Source organism: Algibacter sp. AS12 (assembly GCF_046736315.1).
GTDB classification, from domain to species: domain Bacteria; phylum Bacteroidota; class Bacteroidia; order Flavobacteriales; family Flavobacteriaceae; genus Algibacter_B; species Algibacter_B amylolyticus.
This window is the reverse complement of record NZ_CP151841.1, coordinates 984,892-1,000,982: the sequence shown is the minus strand read 5'-3', so window position 1 is coordinate 1,000,982 and position 16,091 is coordinate 984,892. Positions and strand designations below refer to the sequence as shown.

Below are 16,091 nucleotides of genomic sequence, written 5' to 3'. Positions count from 1 at the left end.
TATTAAAAATCTTGAGCTTGAATGGCGGTTATAATTACGGTGCTATAAATATCGTCGGCAGTACAGCCTCTACTTAAATCGTTTACAGGTTTGTTTAATCCTTGTAGCATGGGGCCAATAGCTAATGCTCCTGTTTCTCGTTGTACCGCTTTGTAGGTGTTGTTACCTGTGTTTAAATCTGGAAAAATTAAAACGCTTGCTTGTCCTGCAACTTCCGAGTCTGGTAATTTACTTTTACCAATACGCATATCCACTGCGGCATCGTATTGAATAGGACCTTCAATTTTTAAATCTGGGGCCTTTGCTTTTGCGATTTCAGTGGCTTTTCTAACGCGTTCTACATCTTCACCTTTACCAGAAGCACCAGATGAATACGATAACATTGCAACCTTAGGTTCTACGCCAAAATCTTTAGCAGTTTTGGCAGACGAAATGGCTATTTCGGCAAGCTGTTCTGCATTTGGGTTCGGATTAATGGCACAGTCTCCAAAAATGGAAACGCGGTCTTCTAAACACATAAAGAATACAGAAGAGACAATATTTACACCGGGTTTAGTTTTTATAAATTGTAAAGCAGGACGCAAAGTATGTGCTGTGGTATGAATGGCTCCTGAAACCATACCATCGGCATGTCCTTTATAAATCATCATGGTAGCAAAATATGACACATCGGACATGGCATCTCGAGCCATATCTAAGTTAACGTTTTTATGTTTTCTTAATTCATAAAAGGTATTTACATAGTCTTTAAAGTGTGGTGAGTTTTGAGGGAAAACAATATTAACGTCTTCTATATTTAATGGTATATCGTAACGTATTAGGCGTTCGCGTATTTTATCTTCCTCCCCTATTAAAGTTAAATCTACCACGCGAGCATCAATTAAACGGGCTGCTGCACGTAGAATACGTTCGTCATATCCTTCGGGTAAAACAATATGTTTTTTATCTTTTAATGCACGTTGCAGTAAATTGTATTGAAACATTCTTGGGGTGAAAATACCAGATTCGAAAGTAACTAAGTCTTCAGCTAATTTTTCTGTGGCTACATGTTTTTCAAAAGTAGCAATAGAGGTTTCAATTTTTTCGGTGTTTTCGGCATAAATCTTAGAACGTATTTTGCCTATTGTATTGGTTACATAAAACGTACCTGCCTTAACGCTAATTATAGGTACAACACTAGATAGTCCTTCAATTAATTTTAAAATAGGTTCTTCAGGAATTAAACCACCTGTTAAAATAATGCCGGCTATTTTTGGGTAGTTTTTAGAGATGTTGGCTTGTAGCGCACCTAAAATAATATCTGCTCGATCTCCCGGTGTAATCACTAAAGAGTTTTCCTTTAAATGCGTTAAGTAGTTACGTAACTGCATAGCTCCAACGCTAAAGTTTTCGGCTTGGTTATTTATCATATCCTCGCCAAAAAGAATGGTACCATCAAGTTTTTTTGAAATTTCCTTTATGGTTGGGCTTGCTAAACTTTTAATTTTCGGGATAACCGTAATATTTGTTCCGCTATTTATTCTAGCCATTAAAAGCGACTTTAAAGTACCAACTTCGTTAGGATTAATTTTGTTGGTCATTATAGAAAGCACCTCTACTTCTCCCTTAAAGGTGTCATGAGCCAACTGCACATTATCTACAATTTCCGATAATGATTTTCCATCACCTTGCGAAACTATAATTGCTGGTAAGCCTAAGTTTTTAGATATAAGGAGGTTAATGTCTAATTCTAAGCTCGAGTTTTCATGCGAAAAATCGGTGCCTTCAACCAAAACAAAATCAAAGTGCTCTTCTAGGTATTTATATTTTTTTATTATTTCGTCAATAACATCGCCTGATCTTCCTTTATTATACAAATCTAAAACCTGGCTTCTGGTGTAAGCAAAGGTTTTTTTATAATTAATATCAAGTTCAAAATAGGAGATCACAGTATTTATATGATTGTCCATTTCTCCGGCTTTTGTGTCTTCAATAATTGGTCTAAAGTATCCTACTTTGGCAGTTTTACCTAATAACATACGCATTAAACCTAGTACAACAACCGATTTACCGCTATTAGGTTCGATAGTTGCTACATAAATTCCTTTACTCATTGTATTTGTTTATGGATGAAAAAATACTAGCAGACTACTTTTAAGACTCTAGCATTTAAAATCATTTCGTTTAAAATTTCGTCTTGAGACAAAAATAAAACTTGAGTAGCCATTTAAAGATGATAATTATCATAAATTGGTTAACCAGTTTTAAAAACAAAGAAGAAATATATTACTTATTTCTGAATTAACAGGTGTTATACGTTAGTTAATTCTCTAAAAAGTGTTTCTAAACTTGTGTTCTTTTGATTAAGTTGAAGAATTTTTAACTGATTATCGTGTGCAAAATCAAATACATGCGAGCGCATATCTTCTGAGGTTTTAAAAGTGATTTCGTAAACAAAACCATAGGTATTTATCGCTTTTTCAACCTTAGGTAGTTTTAGTAAAAAAGCATCTTCAACACGGTAATCGAACTCTACAATAACCACTTGTTCTTTTTCGTCGCGTAAATCCTTTAGCTTTTTATCTGCTACTATTTCGCCTTTATTAATAATAATAACACGATCGCACATGGCTTCAACCTCTTGCATAATATGTGTAGAAAGAAATACAGTTTTGGTGGCACCTATAGATTTTATAAGGTTTCTAATATCTACTAATTGGTTTGGGTCTAAACCGGTTGTTGGTTCATCTAAAATTAAAACCTCGGGATCGTGCAGTAAGGCATTAGCTAAACCTACTCGTTGGCGATACCCTTTAGAAAGCTCTCCAATTTTTTTGTGAGCTTCGGGTGTTAATCCAGTTAATTCAATAACTTCATCTATACGGTTTTTGCTAACACCATAAATGTTTGCATTGAAGCTTAAATACTCTTTTATAAACTGCTCTAAATATAAAGGGTTATGTTCTGGAAGGTATCCAACACTCTGCTGTACGGCTTTGGCGTTTGTTAGTATATCAAAACCATTGACCTTAACCGTACCTTCATTGGCATTAAGGTAGGTGGTTAAAATTTTCATCATGGTAGATTTACCTGCGCCATTAGGTCCCAAAAAACCAACTATTTCTGGCTTACCTACTTTAAAGGAAATGTTATTTAAAGCTTTTTGTTTACCGTAAATTTTAGATATGTTATTAACCTCAATAGACATAATTAAATTAATTTGTTCAAAAATAAATGATTATATAATGTAAAGTGATATTTACTATAAAATCTTTAAAACTTTTCAGAAAAGATAAAAAAAGGTTTTAATGTATTTTGATTTCTTAAATAATTAATTACTTTAGCCACTCAATTATGACAATGACAACAGGTTATACATATTTTAGCAACTATTTCTATTTCTTTTTTAGCAAAAGAAACGAGACGCTGTATGTATAATTTATAGGTATAAATTAAAATATGAGTCTCGATGAAAATCGAGACTTTTTTTTGTTTAACCTTTAATGCATTGAATACGAATTATAAGTAAATAGAATTAAAAATTAAGTTTTGATAAACAAAGTAGCCATACAAGGTGTAATAGGATCTTTTCATCACATTGTGTCGCAGGAGTTTTTTAGTAACCCTGTAGATGTTATAGAGTGCATGACTTTTGATAGAGTTGTAGACGCTTTAATTACTAAGGAATGTGATGCTGCCATTATGGCTTTAGAGAATTCTATTGCGGGTTCTATAATTCCTAATTATGCATTAATTGATAAGTATGGTTTACATATTGTTGGTGAACATTATTTGGATATACAGCATAATTTAATGGTGTTGCCAGATCAAAATATTGCAGATATTAAGGAAGTGTATTCACACCCAATGGCCTTATTGCAATGTAAAGAGTTTTTTAAGCAATATCCGCATATTAAGCTGGTTGAAGATAAGGATACTGCCGAGGTAGCGCGACGTATACAAGAAAAAAATATACCAGGAATTGGTGCTATTGCTAGTGTTAAAGCAGCCGAAATTTTTGAGTTAGATATTTTAGCACATAGCATACAAACCATTAAGCATAACGAAACTCGTTTTGTAATTGTAAAGCGTAAAAATGCTGAGGTATTAGAAAGTGAAATAAATAAAGCTTCGGTTAAATTTGAAGCGAACCATAAACGAGGAAGTCTCGCTACTATTTTAAATGTAATGAGCGATTGTAAGCTGAATTTAACAAAAATTCAATCCTTACCCATTGTTGAAACCCCATGGAAGTATGCGTTTTTTGTGGATGTAACTTTTGAAAATTATTTAGACTTTAAAAAAGCAAAATCTGTAATTGATATTATGGGCGACGATTTTAAAGTGTTAGGAGAATATAAAAATGCCAAGATATGATTGAACCAGCTAAAAGGTTACAAACGGTTGAAGAATATTACTTTTCGAAAAAATTAAGAGAAGTAAACTTGCTTATTGCAAACGGAAAACCTGTTATAAACCTAGGTATTGGGAGTCCAGATTTACAACCACCAAAAAAGGTGTTATCTGCTATTTCTGCAAGTTTCGAAAATCCAATAGCTCATAAATACCAGAGTTATCAAGGATTACCAGAACTTAGAGATGCCATATCGCGTTTTTATAAAACTCAGTTTTCGGTAAATATTAGTCCAAGTACAGAGGTTTTACCATTAATGGGAAGTAAGGAAGGTATTATGCATATTTCTATGGCCTACTTAAATGAAGGCGATGAAGTATTGATTCCAAATCCTGGATATCCAACATACCAATCGGTAACAAAATTGGTAGGTGCTAAAGGTGTGCTATACGAGTTGGATGAAGCCAATAATTGGATGCCAGATTTTAAAGCTTTAGAAAGCCAAGATTTAAGTAAAGTTAAAATAATGTGGGTTAATTATCCGCATATGCCAACAGGTGCAAAACCTACAAAATATGTTTTTGAAGAGTTAGTAGCATTTGGAAAGCGTCATAATATTTTAATAGTTAATGATAATCCTTACAGTTTTATTTTAAACGACGAGCCTAAAAGTATTTTAAGTATTGAAGGCGCTAAAGATGTGTGTTTAGAGTTAAATTCTTTAAGTAAAACCTTTAATATGGCCGGATGGCGTGTAGGAATGGTTTTAGGATCTAGCGAGCATATTAGTAATATTTTAAAGGTAAAAAGTAATATGGATTCTGGTATGTTTTACGGCATACAAAAGGGCGCTATTGAGGCTTTAAAATGTTCTAGCATGTGGTTTGCAACATTAAATAATGTGTACAAAGAGCGTAGAAATTTAGTTTGGCAATTAGCCGAGGCACTAAATTGTACTTATGATAAGGAAGCAACAGGACTTTTTGTTTGGGCAAAATTACCTGCGTATTTAAAGGCTGAAGAGTTTATTGATTTAGTGTTGAAGGAGAATCATATTTTTATAACGCCAGGAACTATTTTTGGAACCAAAGGCGAAGGTTATATTAGGTTTTCTTTATGCGCATCGACCGAAGTTTTAGAAGAAGCTATAGCACGTGTTAAGTAGTATGAAAAATATATACGCCATAGGAGTAGGTTTAATTGGAGGTAGTCTTGCTATTGATATCAAGAAGCATAATCCGGATGTGATTATTCATGGTATTAGTAGAAAAGATGCCACACTAAAAAAAGCCTTGGAACTCGGTTTAATTGATAAAAAAGCAACTTTAGACGATCTAGGAAATGCCGATTTGGTTATCGTGTCTATTCCGGTGGATGCTACTGTTAAATTGCTACCAACCATTTTAGATAAAATATCTGATACTGGTTTAGTGGTTGATGCAGGTTCTACTAAAGAAGCGATTTGTAAAGTGGTTGAAAACCACCCTAAACGTCGTAACTTTTTAGCGATGCATCCTATTGCAGGAACAGAACACTCTGGACCAACAGCGGCTATTGAAGGTTTGTTTATAGGGAAAACAAATATTGTTTGTGAGGTTGAAAAAACAACATTTAAGCTGCAGGAAAAAGCATTAAAGTTGTTTACAGATATTGGCATGCGAATTCGTTATATGAACCCCAAGGACCATGATAAGCACATTGCTTATGTATCGCATTTATCGCACATTAGTTCGTTTATGCTGGGTAAAACGGTTATTGATAAGGAACGTAATGAACGCGACATTTTTGATATGGCAGGAAGTGGATTTGCATCTACGGTGCGTTTGGCTAAAAGTTCGCCCGAAATGTGGACACCAATTTTTAACCAGAATAAAGATAATGTTGTTGAAACGTTAGAGGAATATATAAACAATTTGACGCATTTTAAGGAGTTAATGAAAAGTGATAACTTTGACGAGATTTTTAATGAGATGCAAAATACTAATCGCATTAAAGATATATTGAACGGGATTGTTTAAAGGAGGTTAGAAGACTAAAGTTTACGGATGTGCCCGCGTTAGGGATTGAACGGCATGTTTGAGCTCCCCAACTTTTTAGGAGCGAGCGAGTAGTGAAAGCCCGACCCTTGTGGTAACGCCCAGTAGAAGAGAATAAAAGAGTAAAAAATAAATAGTAAGTAAAATAGCTTAAGCGGCTAAATATTAAGTAAAAATGGAAAACACAAAAAAAATGAGAACCTGGTTAGATGATTTAAATTTAGATCATCCGTTAGTAATTGCAGGTCCATGTAGCGCAGAAACAGAAGAGCAAGTATTAAAAATTGCTCACGAATTGAAAGACACAGATGTAAGCTATTTTAGAGCTGGGATTTGGAAACCAAGAACTAGACCTGGAATGTTTGAAGGTGTTGGTGCTTTAGGTTTGAAATGGTTACAAAAAGTAAAGGCTGAAACAGGTATGAAAGTATGTACGGAGGTTGCTAATGCGGCTCACGTAAAATTGGCTTTAGAGCATGATATTGATTTATTATGGATTGGTGCGCGTTCTACAGTGTCTCCTTTTATTATGCAAGAAATTGCAGATGCTTTAAAAGGTACTGATAAACCAGTATTAATTAAAAATCCAGTAAATCCAGATTTAGCTTTATGGTTAGGTGGTATTGAAAGAATTTATACGGCTGGTGTTAAAAATATTGGTGCAATACACAGAGGTTTTTCTACTTACGAAAAAACGAAATATAGAAATACACCAGAGTGGCAATTAGCTATCGAGTTTCAAAATAAATATCCTGATATTCCACTAATTAACGATCCGTCGCATATTACAGGAAAAAGAGATATGATTTTTGATGTATCGCAAACGGCTTTAGATTTAAACTTTGATGGTTTAATGATTGAAACGCACTACGATCCTGAAAATGCGTGGAGTGATGCTGCACAACAGGTTACGCCTTCTACTTTAGTTCAAATTATGAAAGATTTGAAAATTAGAAAGGAATCTAACACCGAGGAAGAATACAATAACTCGTTAGATAATTTAAGAGCTCAAATTGATATTGTTGATAATCAAATTCTTGATTTATTAGGAAAGAGAATGAAAACTTCTGACAGCATTGGTGCCCTTAAAAAGCAAAAAAATGTTGCTGTTTTACAATCTAAACGTTGGAACGAGATTTTAGGTAAAATGGTACTTGAAGGTGAGCAACACGGTTTAAGTGAAGAGTTTATCTTGAAAATGTTTAAAGCGGTTCATCAAGAATCTATTAATCATCAAGAGAAAGTGATTAACGGATAATTAGTGTAGACTAATTCCTATAAAAAAAAGCCTCACATTGTGAGGCTTTTTTTTATAAATAATTTTAAAATTATTTGTTTCTTTTAAATAGGTATCTAGTAATAAAAATACCTTGTCCGTCACCTTTTCCTCCTTCGCTTTCTACACCACTAGTTACAAAGGCAAGTTCCCAACCTTCCTCAATCATGGTGTTTATTTTAGATTCAATAATAGCATCGTTAGCAGCAATGTTTTGGAAACGAATACCTCCAATATTGTAAAAGTTTAATAGTTTAGTTTCATCAAAACCTTTAACTCTTATTTCTCCTCGTTTAGATTTGTTACGTGTATTGTCTTCTTCGGTTTGTGTTGATGTAAACTCTTTGTAATCTTTCTTTTCGTTAGCACTAATAATTCTAGAACGTCCTAAACCGTTAGGAACAATAGATTCTACACTTGTTACTACTTTGTACTCTACTTGGGCATTGGTTTCAATAAAAGTAAATAATACGATAGTTAATACAATTAATAATTTTTTCATGTTGTAAGGTTTAAAATTTTGTGATTAAAAAAAGCTAATATAAAAATTCTTACCCGTAAGATGCTTTTATTAGTGTTATTTACTCTTTATTGTTTTAAATTCGACCATAATTATCTGCCAAAAAAAGCAATTTTAGGTTAATGTAAATCAATTAAAAAATTGTTATTTTGTACTATAATCTAATGAATGACAGGACACGTTTATAAATCTACAGGAAGTTGGTACACCGTTAAGACCGAATTGGGCCATACTTACGAATGCCGTATTAAGGGTAAATTCCGTCTTAAAGGTATAAGAAGCACTAATCCTATTGCGGTTGGCGATGTAGTAGATTTTGAATTAGAAACTGATAACAATACGGAAACTGGTGTTATTCATAATATTCACGATCGGGTTAACTATATCGTAAGGAAATCTGTTAATTTATCTAAGCAAACCCATATTATTGCCGCCAATTTAGATCAGGTTTTTTTAATGATTACTATTAATAATCCGCCAACACTTACAAGTTTTATTGATAGGTTTTTAGTAACAGCCGAAGCGTATTCTATTAAAACAGTTTTACTATTTAATAAGATTGATACTTATGATGAAGAAACTTTAGATGAAGTTCGTTTCTTGGCGCATGAATATCGCCAAATAGGTTACGAGTGTATTGGTGTATCTGCAACTACAGGTAAAAATGTAGATAAAGTAAAAGCTTTAATGCTTGGTAAAACAAGTATGTTTTCTGGACATTCTGGAGTTGGAAAATCGACTTTGGTTAATACTATAGAGCCTACCTTAAATATAAAAACTAAAGAGATATCTACACAACATAGCCAAGGGCAGCATACCACAACATTTGCAGAAATGTTCGATTTAAGTTTCGATGCCAAAATTATTGATACGCCTGGTATTAAAGGTTTTGGTGTAGTTGATATGGAGCGTGAAGAGGTTGGAGATTATTTTCCGGAAATATTTAAGCTAAAACAAGACTGTAAATTCAACAATTGTTTGCATTTAAAAGAGCCTAAATGTGCTGTAAAAGATGCTCTAGAGAATGAAGAAATTGCATATTCGCGCTACCGAAGTTACGTGCAGATTTTAGAAGGGGAAGATGAGCATTATAGAACGGATATTTGGGATAAAGAATGAAAGTAGTTATACAAAGAGTCGCTAATGCTAGCGTAACGATTGAAGGCGAAAAAGTAGCTTCGATAGAAAACGGACTTCTAATATTACTAGGTATAGTAAATGAAGATACTCCAGAAGATATTAAATGGCTATCAAACAAAATAATAAATCTAAGAATTTTTGGAGACGAAAACGGTGTAATGAATAGGTCGTTAAAAGATACTAACGGTAATGCTATTGTTGTAAGTCAGTTTACTTTGCAAGCGTCAACCAAAAAAGGAAACAGGCCAAGTTATATTAAAGCTGCAAAACCAGAAGTGGCCATACCGCTTTATGAAGATTTTGTAAATCAAATAGAAAAAGATTTAGGTAAAAAAGTTCAAACAGGGCAATTTGGAGCAGATATGAAAGTTGAGCTTTTAAATGATGGTCCGGTTACTATTATAATAGATTCGAAAAATAAAGAGTAATGGCTTCCTTATTTGGTCACGGTATAGTTGGTTATACTTTAGTGAAAGTAGCGAATAAGCAAAACTTAAAATGGTTATTACTTGCCGCAATTTTTTCAACTATTTTACCCGATTTTGATGTTATTGGTTTTAATTTTGGAATTGCTTACAGTTCTCCTTTAGGGCATCGTGGCTTTACACATTCTATTGTGTTTGCTTTATTATGGGCAATACTTTTAATGTTTACTTTAGGGCGAAGTAATAAAGTTATTTGGTTTTTAGTGATTTTCGCTTCAACAATGTCTCATGGGTTTTTAGATGCAATGACTTCTGGAGGAAAAGGTGTTGGCTTTTTTATTCCTTTTAATAACGACCGGTTTTTCTTTCCATTTCAAGATATTCGTGTTTCACCGATTGGTATTGGTAAATTTATATCAGAACGCGGTGTTCAGGTTGTTTTTAGCGAATTTAAGTACATATTTATGCCGTGTTTTATTATATTAGCTATCAGGTTTTTGGTTTTGAAATTTAGTAAAAATAAGGATTAGCCCGTTTTACTTTGTTTAAAAAAAGCTAAACGCCCTACCTATAAAATAAACTTAACCTCATTTCATGATTTTAAAACGTATTTTAAATACACTATTTTTATTTATAACTCTTTTTAGTTTTTCCCAAGAAAATTTATACACCAGTTTCAGTATAGCTGATAACTTAAAACAGCATGCAAATGCTGTTGTTAGGTTAAATAAAACCGATATCGTTTTAGAATCTTCTCGAAACATGTTGGTTACCGAAAAACGTATAGTAACCGTACTTAATAAAGAAGGGAACGATGCTATTAATGCTTATTTGTATTACGATAAAAATGTAAACATTAAAACATTAGAAGTTCTGGTTTATAATAATTTCGGAAAAGTGATTAAGAAAATAAAAGAAAAAGATTTTAGAGATGTAAGCGCTGTATCAGGAGGAACACTGTATTCCGATTCTCGTGTAAAATATCTAGAATATACAGCCATTAAATATCCGTATACCATTGAGTTTAATTCGGAATACGAAACTAATAACACGGCTTTTATAAATTCGTTTTCACCTGTGAATGAATATTTTTTAAGTATAGAAAATAGTAGTTATACGTTAAGTTTTCCAGAGGAACTTTCAATTAGAAAAAAAGAGAAAAATATTGAAGGTTTTAAGGTTAATAAAGATGTTTCTCCAACTAAAATATATTACGAAATAAAAGATATTTTGGCAATTAAGCCAGAAGAGTATAGTCCTAATTTTTCGGATGTTATCCCAAAAGTAATGTTTGCTTCAAAACAGTTTACTTTAGAAGGTGTGAGTTCTGTGGTTGAAAACTGGAATGAATTTGGAACTTGGATGTATCATGATTTAATTAAGAACACACACGATTTATCGGCAGGAACAATAATGATGGTTCAGGCATTAGTTAAAAACGAGCCAGATGACGTAGCAAAAGCAAAAAGGATATACGAATACGTTCAAAATAAAGTACGCTACATAAGTGTGCAAGTAGGTATAGGTGGGTGGAAACCTTTTAATGCTTCGGAAGTAGATAGATTAGGTTATGGAGATTGTAAAGCACTTACCAATTATACGTTAGCATTACTTAAAGCGGTAGGTATAGAATCTAATTATTCCGTAGTTTTTGCAGGCGATTCACAACGTAGCTTAGAGAAAGATTTTGCTGGTATGCAGGGTAATCACGTTATTCTAAACATACCAAATAAAAATGAAAATATTTGGTTAGAATGTACGAGCCAGAAATTACCTTTCGGTTTTATTGGCGATTTTACAGATGATAGAGATGTTTTGGTAATTTCATCAGAAGGAGGGAAAATAGAGCATACCAAAAAATATAATCCGGATGAAAGTTTACAAACTATAAATGGTTTGTGTACTATATTAAACGATGGATCTCTCGACGCTAAAGTAAGTGTAAACTCAAAAGGCATTCAATACAACGATAAATATTGGTTAGAAACCGAACCAGAACGTGATTTAGATGTGCATTACAAAAAACGTTGGAAATACATAAATAATATGTCTATAAATAGCATAGATATTGAAAATGATAAACAGACCGTAGAATTAGTTGAAAACATAGATTTCCAGGCCAATAACTACACTAAAAAAGTGGGGAACCGTATGCTGGTTAATTTGAATGTGTTAAATAGAAACCTGCATATTCCAGATAGATATAGAAGTAGAAAACTTCCATTAAAAATAAATAGAGGTTTTAAAGATGTAGATGAGGTAGAAATTAGTTTACCAACCGACTATAATATAGAATCATTACCAAAAGGGCAGGTGCTCGAAACAGATTTCGGTAGCTATATTACTGAAATTTCGGCTATTGATAATTCTAAAATAAAATATAAACGAACATTTATTATAAACGATGGCGAATTCCCTAAAGAAGATTACGCTGCGTTTAGAACCTTTTATAAAGAAGTATCAAAACTCGATAATGCTAAAGTAGCATTAATTAAAAAGTAAAATTATACTATGAAACTAACCTCACTATTAGTAACTCTTTGTTTCTCATTAACTGTATTTGCTCAAGATTACCATTTTGGCAAAGTATCTAAAGAAGAATTACAAGAAAAATTTAATCCTTTAGACTCTTCTGCAAGTGCAACGTATTTATATAAGTACAGGTGGACCCATTATGTTTATAATCCTGGAGATGGTTTTTCTTTAATTACAGAAATTCATGAACGTGTAAAAATATATAATAAAGAAGGGTTTAAACATGCGACAAAATCTATTCATTTATACGAAAGTGGAGGTGCTAAAGAAGATGTTTATGATTTAAAGGCTTATACTTATAATTTGGTTGATGGTAAGATACAAGAAGTGAAACTAAAAAAAGATGGTGTGTTTGAAACTAAAGTTTCCAAATATCACAATAAAACAGAATTTACAATGCCTAATATTAAAGCCGGATCTGTTGTAGAATATAAGTATCAAGTAAAGTCCCCTTTTAATACTATGGTAGATGAATTTGAGTTTCAGCACGATATTCCTGTAAATAAGTTAGACGCTAAGTTTGAAGTGCCAGAGTATTTTACTTTTAAGTTAAATACAAAAGGGTATTTATCTGTTATTCCAAAGAAAAGTACTAGTAGAGATCGATTGGAATATAGGAGTAGAGTACCGATATCGGCAAGCACAGGAGGTAGGTCTATATCAGACTATCAAACTGGTGAGGTAGAGTTTATTAATAATATCTATACATATAAAATAGATAACGTTCCAGCTATAAAAGAAGAGTCTTATGTAAATAACATCAGTAACTATAGGTCTGCAGTTAAATTTGAGTTGTCTTTTACTAAATTTCCAAATTCTACGATAAATTATCATTCAACAACATGGGAGGATGTTGTAAAAACTATTTATGATAATTCAAATTTTGGAACAGAACTAAATAAGAAAGGTTACTTTGAAGAGGATATTGATGCGCTTTTAGCAACTGTTTCTAATCCGGTTCAAAAAACAGCCTTAATATTTAACTATGTGAAAAACAAAGTAAAATGGAATGGATATTATGGCTATGGAACTGATGATGGTGTTAAAAAAGCATATAAAGAACAAACGGGCAATGTAGCAGAAATTAATTTAATGCTTACTGCTATGTTGCAACATGCAGGACTTAGAGCTTATCCCGTTTTGGTTAGTACAAGGCAGCATGGTGTGCCATTATTCCCAACAATAGAAGGTTATAATTATGTGGTAAGTATGGTGAAATTAAACGAAGGCGATCTGCTTTTAGATGCTACAAGTAGGTTTAGTTCGCCTAACGTTTTGCCTTTTAGAACTTTAAATTGGCAAGGTCGTGTTATTGCAGAAGCTGGCGGTTCTACTTTAATAGATTTATACCCTAAACAAATGTCTAAAAACACAATATTTTTTATGGGTAGTTTAACTGAAAATGGTGATTTGTCTGGCGGGTATAGAAGTGTGAAAAAGAGCCATAAAGCATTATTGTTTAGAGAAAAATTTATTGATATAGATCGTGATGATTTTATTGAGAAATTAGAAAATAAGTACGATGGACTCGAAATTTCAGATTACGACGTTAAAAACGGATTAGATTTAGATAAGCCTATTATAGAATCTTATAAATTTGTAAAAGAAAGTCAAGCAGATATTATTGGTGATAAAATGTATTTTTCGCCATTATTTTTTCTAAGAACAACTGATAACCCTTTTAAGTTAAGTGAAAGAAAGTTTCCGGTAGATTTTGGTTACCCATCTCAAACAGATGGTAAAGTGGTAGTAAATATCCCAGAAGGGTATAAAATAGAAAGTTTGCCAGAATCTGGAGTTTTAGAATTGCCAGATAATTTAGGGAAATTTGTTTACCAGATTAATGGGGCTGGAAATAAAATACAACTTTCTGTTTCATATGAGATTAATTCGGCAATTGTTACTCCCCAATATTACGAAGCTTTAAAAGCTTATTTTGCACAAATGATAGAAAAAGAAAACGAACAAATAGTTTTAAGTAGAATATAATGAATATACAAAACGCACAAAAAGAAGTTGACGATTGGATAAAAGAACACGGCGTTCGCTATTTCAATGAATTAACCAATATGGCACAACTAACCGAGGAAGTAGGTGAGGTGGCACGAATTATAGCTAGACGCTATGGTGAACAAAGCGAAAAAGAAAGCGATAAAAACAAAGATTTAGGCGAAGAACTTGCCGATGTTATGTTTGTCGTGTTATGTTTAGCCAACCAAACCGGAGTCGATCTACAAAGTGCTTTCGATAAAAGAATGGATAAAAAAGGAAAACGCGACCACGATAGGCACCATAATAACGAAAAATTGAAATAACTATTTTAGATTGGTATGTGCACAGCCTTTATGCGAAACCTAGAAAAAAAGACTAATTAACTTAGCATTAATCTCCATTATGGAGTAAATTTGCGACTTCTTTTAAATTAGAATTTTAAGAACATGCACTTTACACTTCAAAAATCTAAAATAGCCAAACAATCTTCTGTACAAATAACAGGTTCAAAAAGTGAATCTAACAGATTGTTATTGTTACAAGCCTTATATCCTGAGTTTAAACTAGAAAATGTTTCAAATTCCGATGATAGTAATTTAATGACAAACGCATTAAGTTCACAATCAGAAGTTGTCGATATTCATCACGCAGGTACCGCTATGCGCTTTTTAACGGCATATTTTTCAATTCAAGAAGGTAGAGATACCATTCTTACTGGTTCGAAAAGAATGACAGAGCGCCCAGTTAAAATATTGGTTGAAGCCCTACAAGAATTAGGAGCCGAAATTAGTTATGAAGCTAACGAAGGTTATCCGCCAATTAAAATTAAAGGTACTAAGCTTACAAAATACAAAGTAGCCTTAAAAGCCAATGTAAGTAGTCAATACATATCAGCATTATTGCTTATAGCATCAAAGCTAGAAAACGGCTTAGAGCTAACTTTAGAAGGTGAAATCACATCCATTCCTTACATAAACATGACCTTAAGTCTGTTGGACGAAATAGGCGTAGAGTCGTCATTTATAGGAAATGTAATAACAGTAAAACCAAATACTAAAAAGTTAGCACCTAAAACGCTAACCGTAGAGTCAGATTGGTCATCAGCGTCCTATTATTTCAGTATTGCAGCTTTAAGCGATGTGGGTACAGAAATTACTTTATCATCCTACAAGTCTAATTCGTTACAAGGCGATTCGGCTTTAGTGGAAATTTATAAACACTTTGGAGTTGCAACGGTATTTAACGGAAATTCGGTAACACTAAAAAAAGAGCATTCTAATATAGAGCCGCTCACTTTAGACTTAAAAAATGCTCCAGATATTGCCCAAACTATAGCAGTAACCTGTTTTGCATTAGGTATGCCTTGCGATTTAGTAGGCCTACATACGCTTAAAATTAAAGAAACAGATAGACTTGTAGCATTAAAAACCGAAATCGAAAAATTAGGTGGTCAAGTAAGGATTACAGACAAATCATTACATTTATCGGCTGCAAACACAATAAATGCAATGGTATCCATTGCAACGTATAACGACCACAGAATGGCAATGGCATTTGCGCCTTTAGCACTTAAAACATCAATAGTAATAGAAGATGCCATGGTAGTTTCAAAATCGTATCCAACCTTTTGGGACGATTTAGAATCCATTGGTTTTAAAGTTGAAAAATAATTTTAAAGCTTAAGTTAAATTGAGGTTTGCGTTAGAGGTAGTAGTGGATAGCCCACAGCCTGATGAAGGAAGTGCGAGGACTCGTAACCTTTCGACTTTGCTCAAGACAAGCTTCAAGCCCAACCGCCTGCCCTGAGCGTATACGAAGGGTGTGGTAACGCCCA

General features: G+C 33.1%; 14 protein-coding genes. 11 read left to right on the top strand and 3 right to left on the bottom strand.

From position 1 onward, the window contains the following. Positions 1 to 2: 2 nt before the first annotated feature. A complete protein-coding gene (pta, locus tag AAFN75_RS04400) occupies positions 3 to 2,093 on the bottom strand; it encodes a phosphate acetyltransferase (protein WP_411808404.1) in 2,091 nt (696 codons plus the stop codon). A 197-nt stretch (positions 2,094 to 2,290) separates the two neighbouring features. Next, complete coding sequence (gene gldA / locus AAFN75_RS04395) at positions 2,291 to 3,187, bottom strand: gliding motility-associated ABC transporter ATP-binding subunit GldA (RefSeq protein WP_411808403.1); 897 nt, start codon at positions 3,185 to 3,187, stop codon at positions 2,291 to 2,293. A gap of 341 nt (positions 3,188 to 3,528) precedes the next feature. Between gldA and AAFN75_RS04390 the strand changes: the two genes are divergently transcribed. The 4 genes from AAFN75_RS04390 (at position 3,529) to AAFN75_RS04375 (ending at position 7,627) form a co-directional block, all read left to right on the top strand. Then, positions 3,529 to 4,356 (top strand): prephenate dehydratase, encoded by an 828-nt coding sequence (locus tag AAFN75_RS04390; RefSeq protein ID WP_411808402.1) that lies wholly within the window; start codon positions 3,529 to 3,531, stop codon positions 4,354 to 4,356. Next, entirely contained in the window at positions 4,353 to 5,498 is a 1,146-nt protein-coding gene (locus AAFN75_RS04385; RefSeq protein ID WP_411808401.1) for a pyridoxal phosphate-dependent aminotransferase, read from the top strand. The genes AAFN75_RS04390 and AAFN75_RS04385 overlap by 4 nt, the downstream gene beginning before the upstream one ends. Before the next feature lies 1 nt (position 5,499). After that, entirely contained in the window at positions 5,500 to 6,351 is an 852-nt protein-coding gene (locus tag AAFN75_RS04380) for a prephenate dehydrogenase (protein ID WP_411808400.1), read from the top strand. A 193-nt stretch (positions 6,352 to 6,544) separates the two neighbouring features. Further along, on the top strand, positions 6,545 to 7,627 hold the full coding sequence (locus AAFN75_RS04375) for a chorismate mutase (RefSeq protein WP_411808399.1): 1,083 nt from the start codon (positions 6,545 to 6,547) through the stop codon (positions 7,625 to 7,627). Between the two features lie 70 nt (positions 7,628 to 7,697). Here AAFN75_RS04375 and AAFN75_RS04370 read toward each other — a convergent pair whose 3' ends face one another. Continuing rightward, positions 7,698 to 8,147 carry a hypothetical protein gene (locus AAFN75_RS04370; RefSeq protein ID WP_411808398.1) on the bottom strand — a complete coding sequence of 150 codons (450 nt, stop codon included), beginning with the start codon at positions 8,145 to 8,147 and terminating at the stop codon, positions 7,698 to 7,700. 186 nt (positions 8,148 to 8,333) lie between these two features. On the opposite strand from AAFN75_RS04370, the gene rsgA reads away from it, so the two are divergent. The 7 genes from rsgA to AAFN75_RS04335 all read left to right on the top strand — a co-directional run bounded on the left by rsgA (position 8,334) and on the right by AAFN75_RS04335 (position 15,927). Beyond that, entirely contained in the window at positions 8,334 to 9,284 is a 951-nt protein-coding gene (gene rsgA / locus AAFN75_RS04365) for a ribosome small subunit-dependent GTPase A (RefSeq protein WP_411808397.1), read from the top strand. Beyond that, positions 9,281 to 9,733: a D-aminoacyl-tRNA deacylase gene (gene dtd / locus AAFN75_RS04360; RefSeq protein ID WP_411808396.1), complete on the top strand. Its 453-nt coding sequence runs from the start codon at positions 9,281 to 9,283 to the stop codon at positions 9,731 to 9,733. Before rsgA ends, dtd begins: the two co-directional genes overlap by 4 nt. Beyond that, on the top strand, positions 9,733 to 10,260 hold the full coding sequence (locus AAFN75_RS04355) for a metal-dependent hydrolase (RefSeq protein WP_411808395.1): 528 nt from the start codon (positions 9,733 to 9,735) through the stop codon (positions 10,258 to 10,260). The genes dtd and AAFN75_RS04355 overlap by 1 nt, the downstream gene beginning before the upstream one ends. Positions 10,261 to 10,324: 64 nt before the next feature. Next, the gene (locus AAFN75_RS04350) at positions 10,325 to 12,232 is read left to right on the top strand and encodes a DUF3857 domain-containing transglutaminase family protein (RefSeq protein WP_411808394.1); all 1,908 of its coding nucleotides are present in this window, start codon (positions 10,325 to 10,327) and stop codon (positions 12,230 to 12,232) included. A gap of 9 nt (positions 12,233 to 12,241) precedes the next feature. Next, positions 12,242 to 14,254, top strand: a complete 2,013-nt coding sequence (locus AAFN75_RS04345; protein WP_411808393.1) for a DUF3857 domain-containing protein — start codon at positions 12,242 to 12,244, stop codon at positions 14,252 to 14,254. After that, on the top strand, positions 14,254 to 14,580 hold the full coding sequence (locus AAFN75_RS04340) for a nucleotide pyrophosphohydrolase (protein WP_411808392.1): 327 nt from the start codon (positions 14,254 to 14,256) through the stop codon (positions 14,578 to 14,580). The genes AAFN75_RS04345 and AAFN75_RS04340 overlap by 1 nt, the downstream gene beginning before the upstream one ends. Positions 14,581 to 14,703: 123 nt before the next feature. Next, a complete protein-coding gene (locus AAFN75_RS04335) occupies positions 14,704 to 15,927 on the top strand; it encodes a 3-phosphoshikimate 1-carboxyvinyltransferase (protein ID WP_411808391.1) in 1,224 nt (407 codons plus the stop codon). Positions 15,928 to 16,091 lie beyond the last annotated feature (164 nt).

Excerpts from the sequence above, each read along its gene's own strand:
- AAFN75_RS04340 (WP_411808392.1), top strand. The coding sequence starts at position 14,254 with ATGAATATACAAAACGCACAAAAAGAAGTTGACGATTGGATAAAAGAA.
- AAFN75_RS04380 (WP_411808400.1), top strand. The coding sequence starts at position 5,500 with ATGAAAAATATATACGCCATAGGAGTAGGTTTAATTGGAGGTAGTCTT.
- dtd (WP_411808396.1), top strand. The coding sequence starts at position 9,281 with ATGAAAGTAGTTATACAAAGAGTCGCTAATGCTAGCGTAACGATTGAA.
- gldA (WP_411808403.1), bottom strand. The coding sequence starts at position 3,187 with ATGTCTATTGAGGTTAATAACATATCTAAAATTTACGGTAAACAAAAA.
- AAFN75_RS04335 (WP_411808391.1), top strand. The coding sequence starts at position 14,704 with ATGCACTTTACACTTCAAAAATCTAAAATAGCCAAACAATCTTCTGTA.
- rsgA (WP_411808397.1), top strand. The coding sequence starts at position 8,334 with ATGACAGGACACGTTTATAAATCTACAGGAAGTTGGTACACCGTTAAG.
- AAFN75_RS04355 (WP_411808395.1), top strand. The coding sequence starts at position 9,733 with ATGGCTTCCTTATTTGGTCACGGTATAGTTGGTTATACTTTAGTGAAA.
- AAFN75_RS04370 (WP_411808398.1), bottom strand. The coding sequence starts at position 8,147 with ATGAAAAAATTATTAATTGTATTAACTATCGTATTATTTACTTTTATT.
- AAFN75_RS04375 (WP_411808399.1), top strand. The coding sequence starts at position 6,545 with ATGGAAAACACAAAAAAAATGAGAACCTGGTTAGATGATTTAAATTTA.
- AAFN75_RS04385 (WP_411808401.1), top strand. The coding sequence starts at position 4,353 with ATGATTGAACCAGCTAAAAGGTTACAAACGGTTGAAGAATATTACTTT.
- AAFN75_RS04350 (WP_411808394.1), top strand. The coding sequence starts at position 10,325 with ATGATTTTAAAACGTATTTTAAATACACTATTTTTATTTATAACTCTT.
- pta (WP_411808404.1), bottom strand. The coding sequence starts at position 2,093 with ATGAGTAAAGGAATTTATGTAGCAACTATCGAACCTAATAGCGGTAAA.
- AAFN75_RS04345 (WP_411808393.1), top strand. The coding sequence starts at position 12,242 with ATGAAACTAACCTCACTATTAGTAACTCTTTGTTTCTCATTAACTGTA.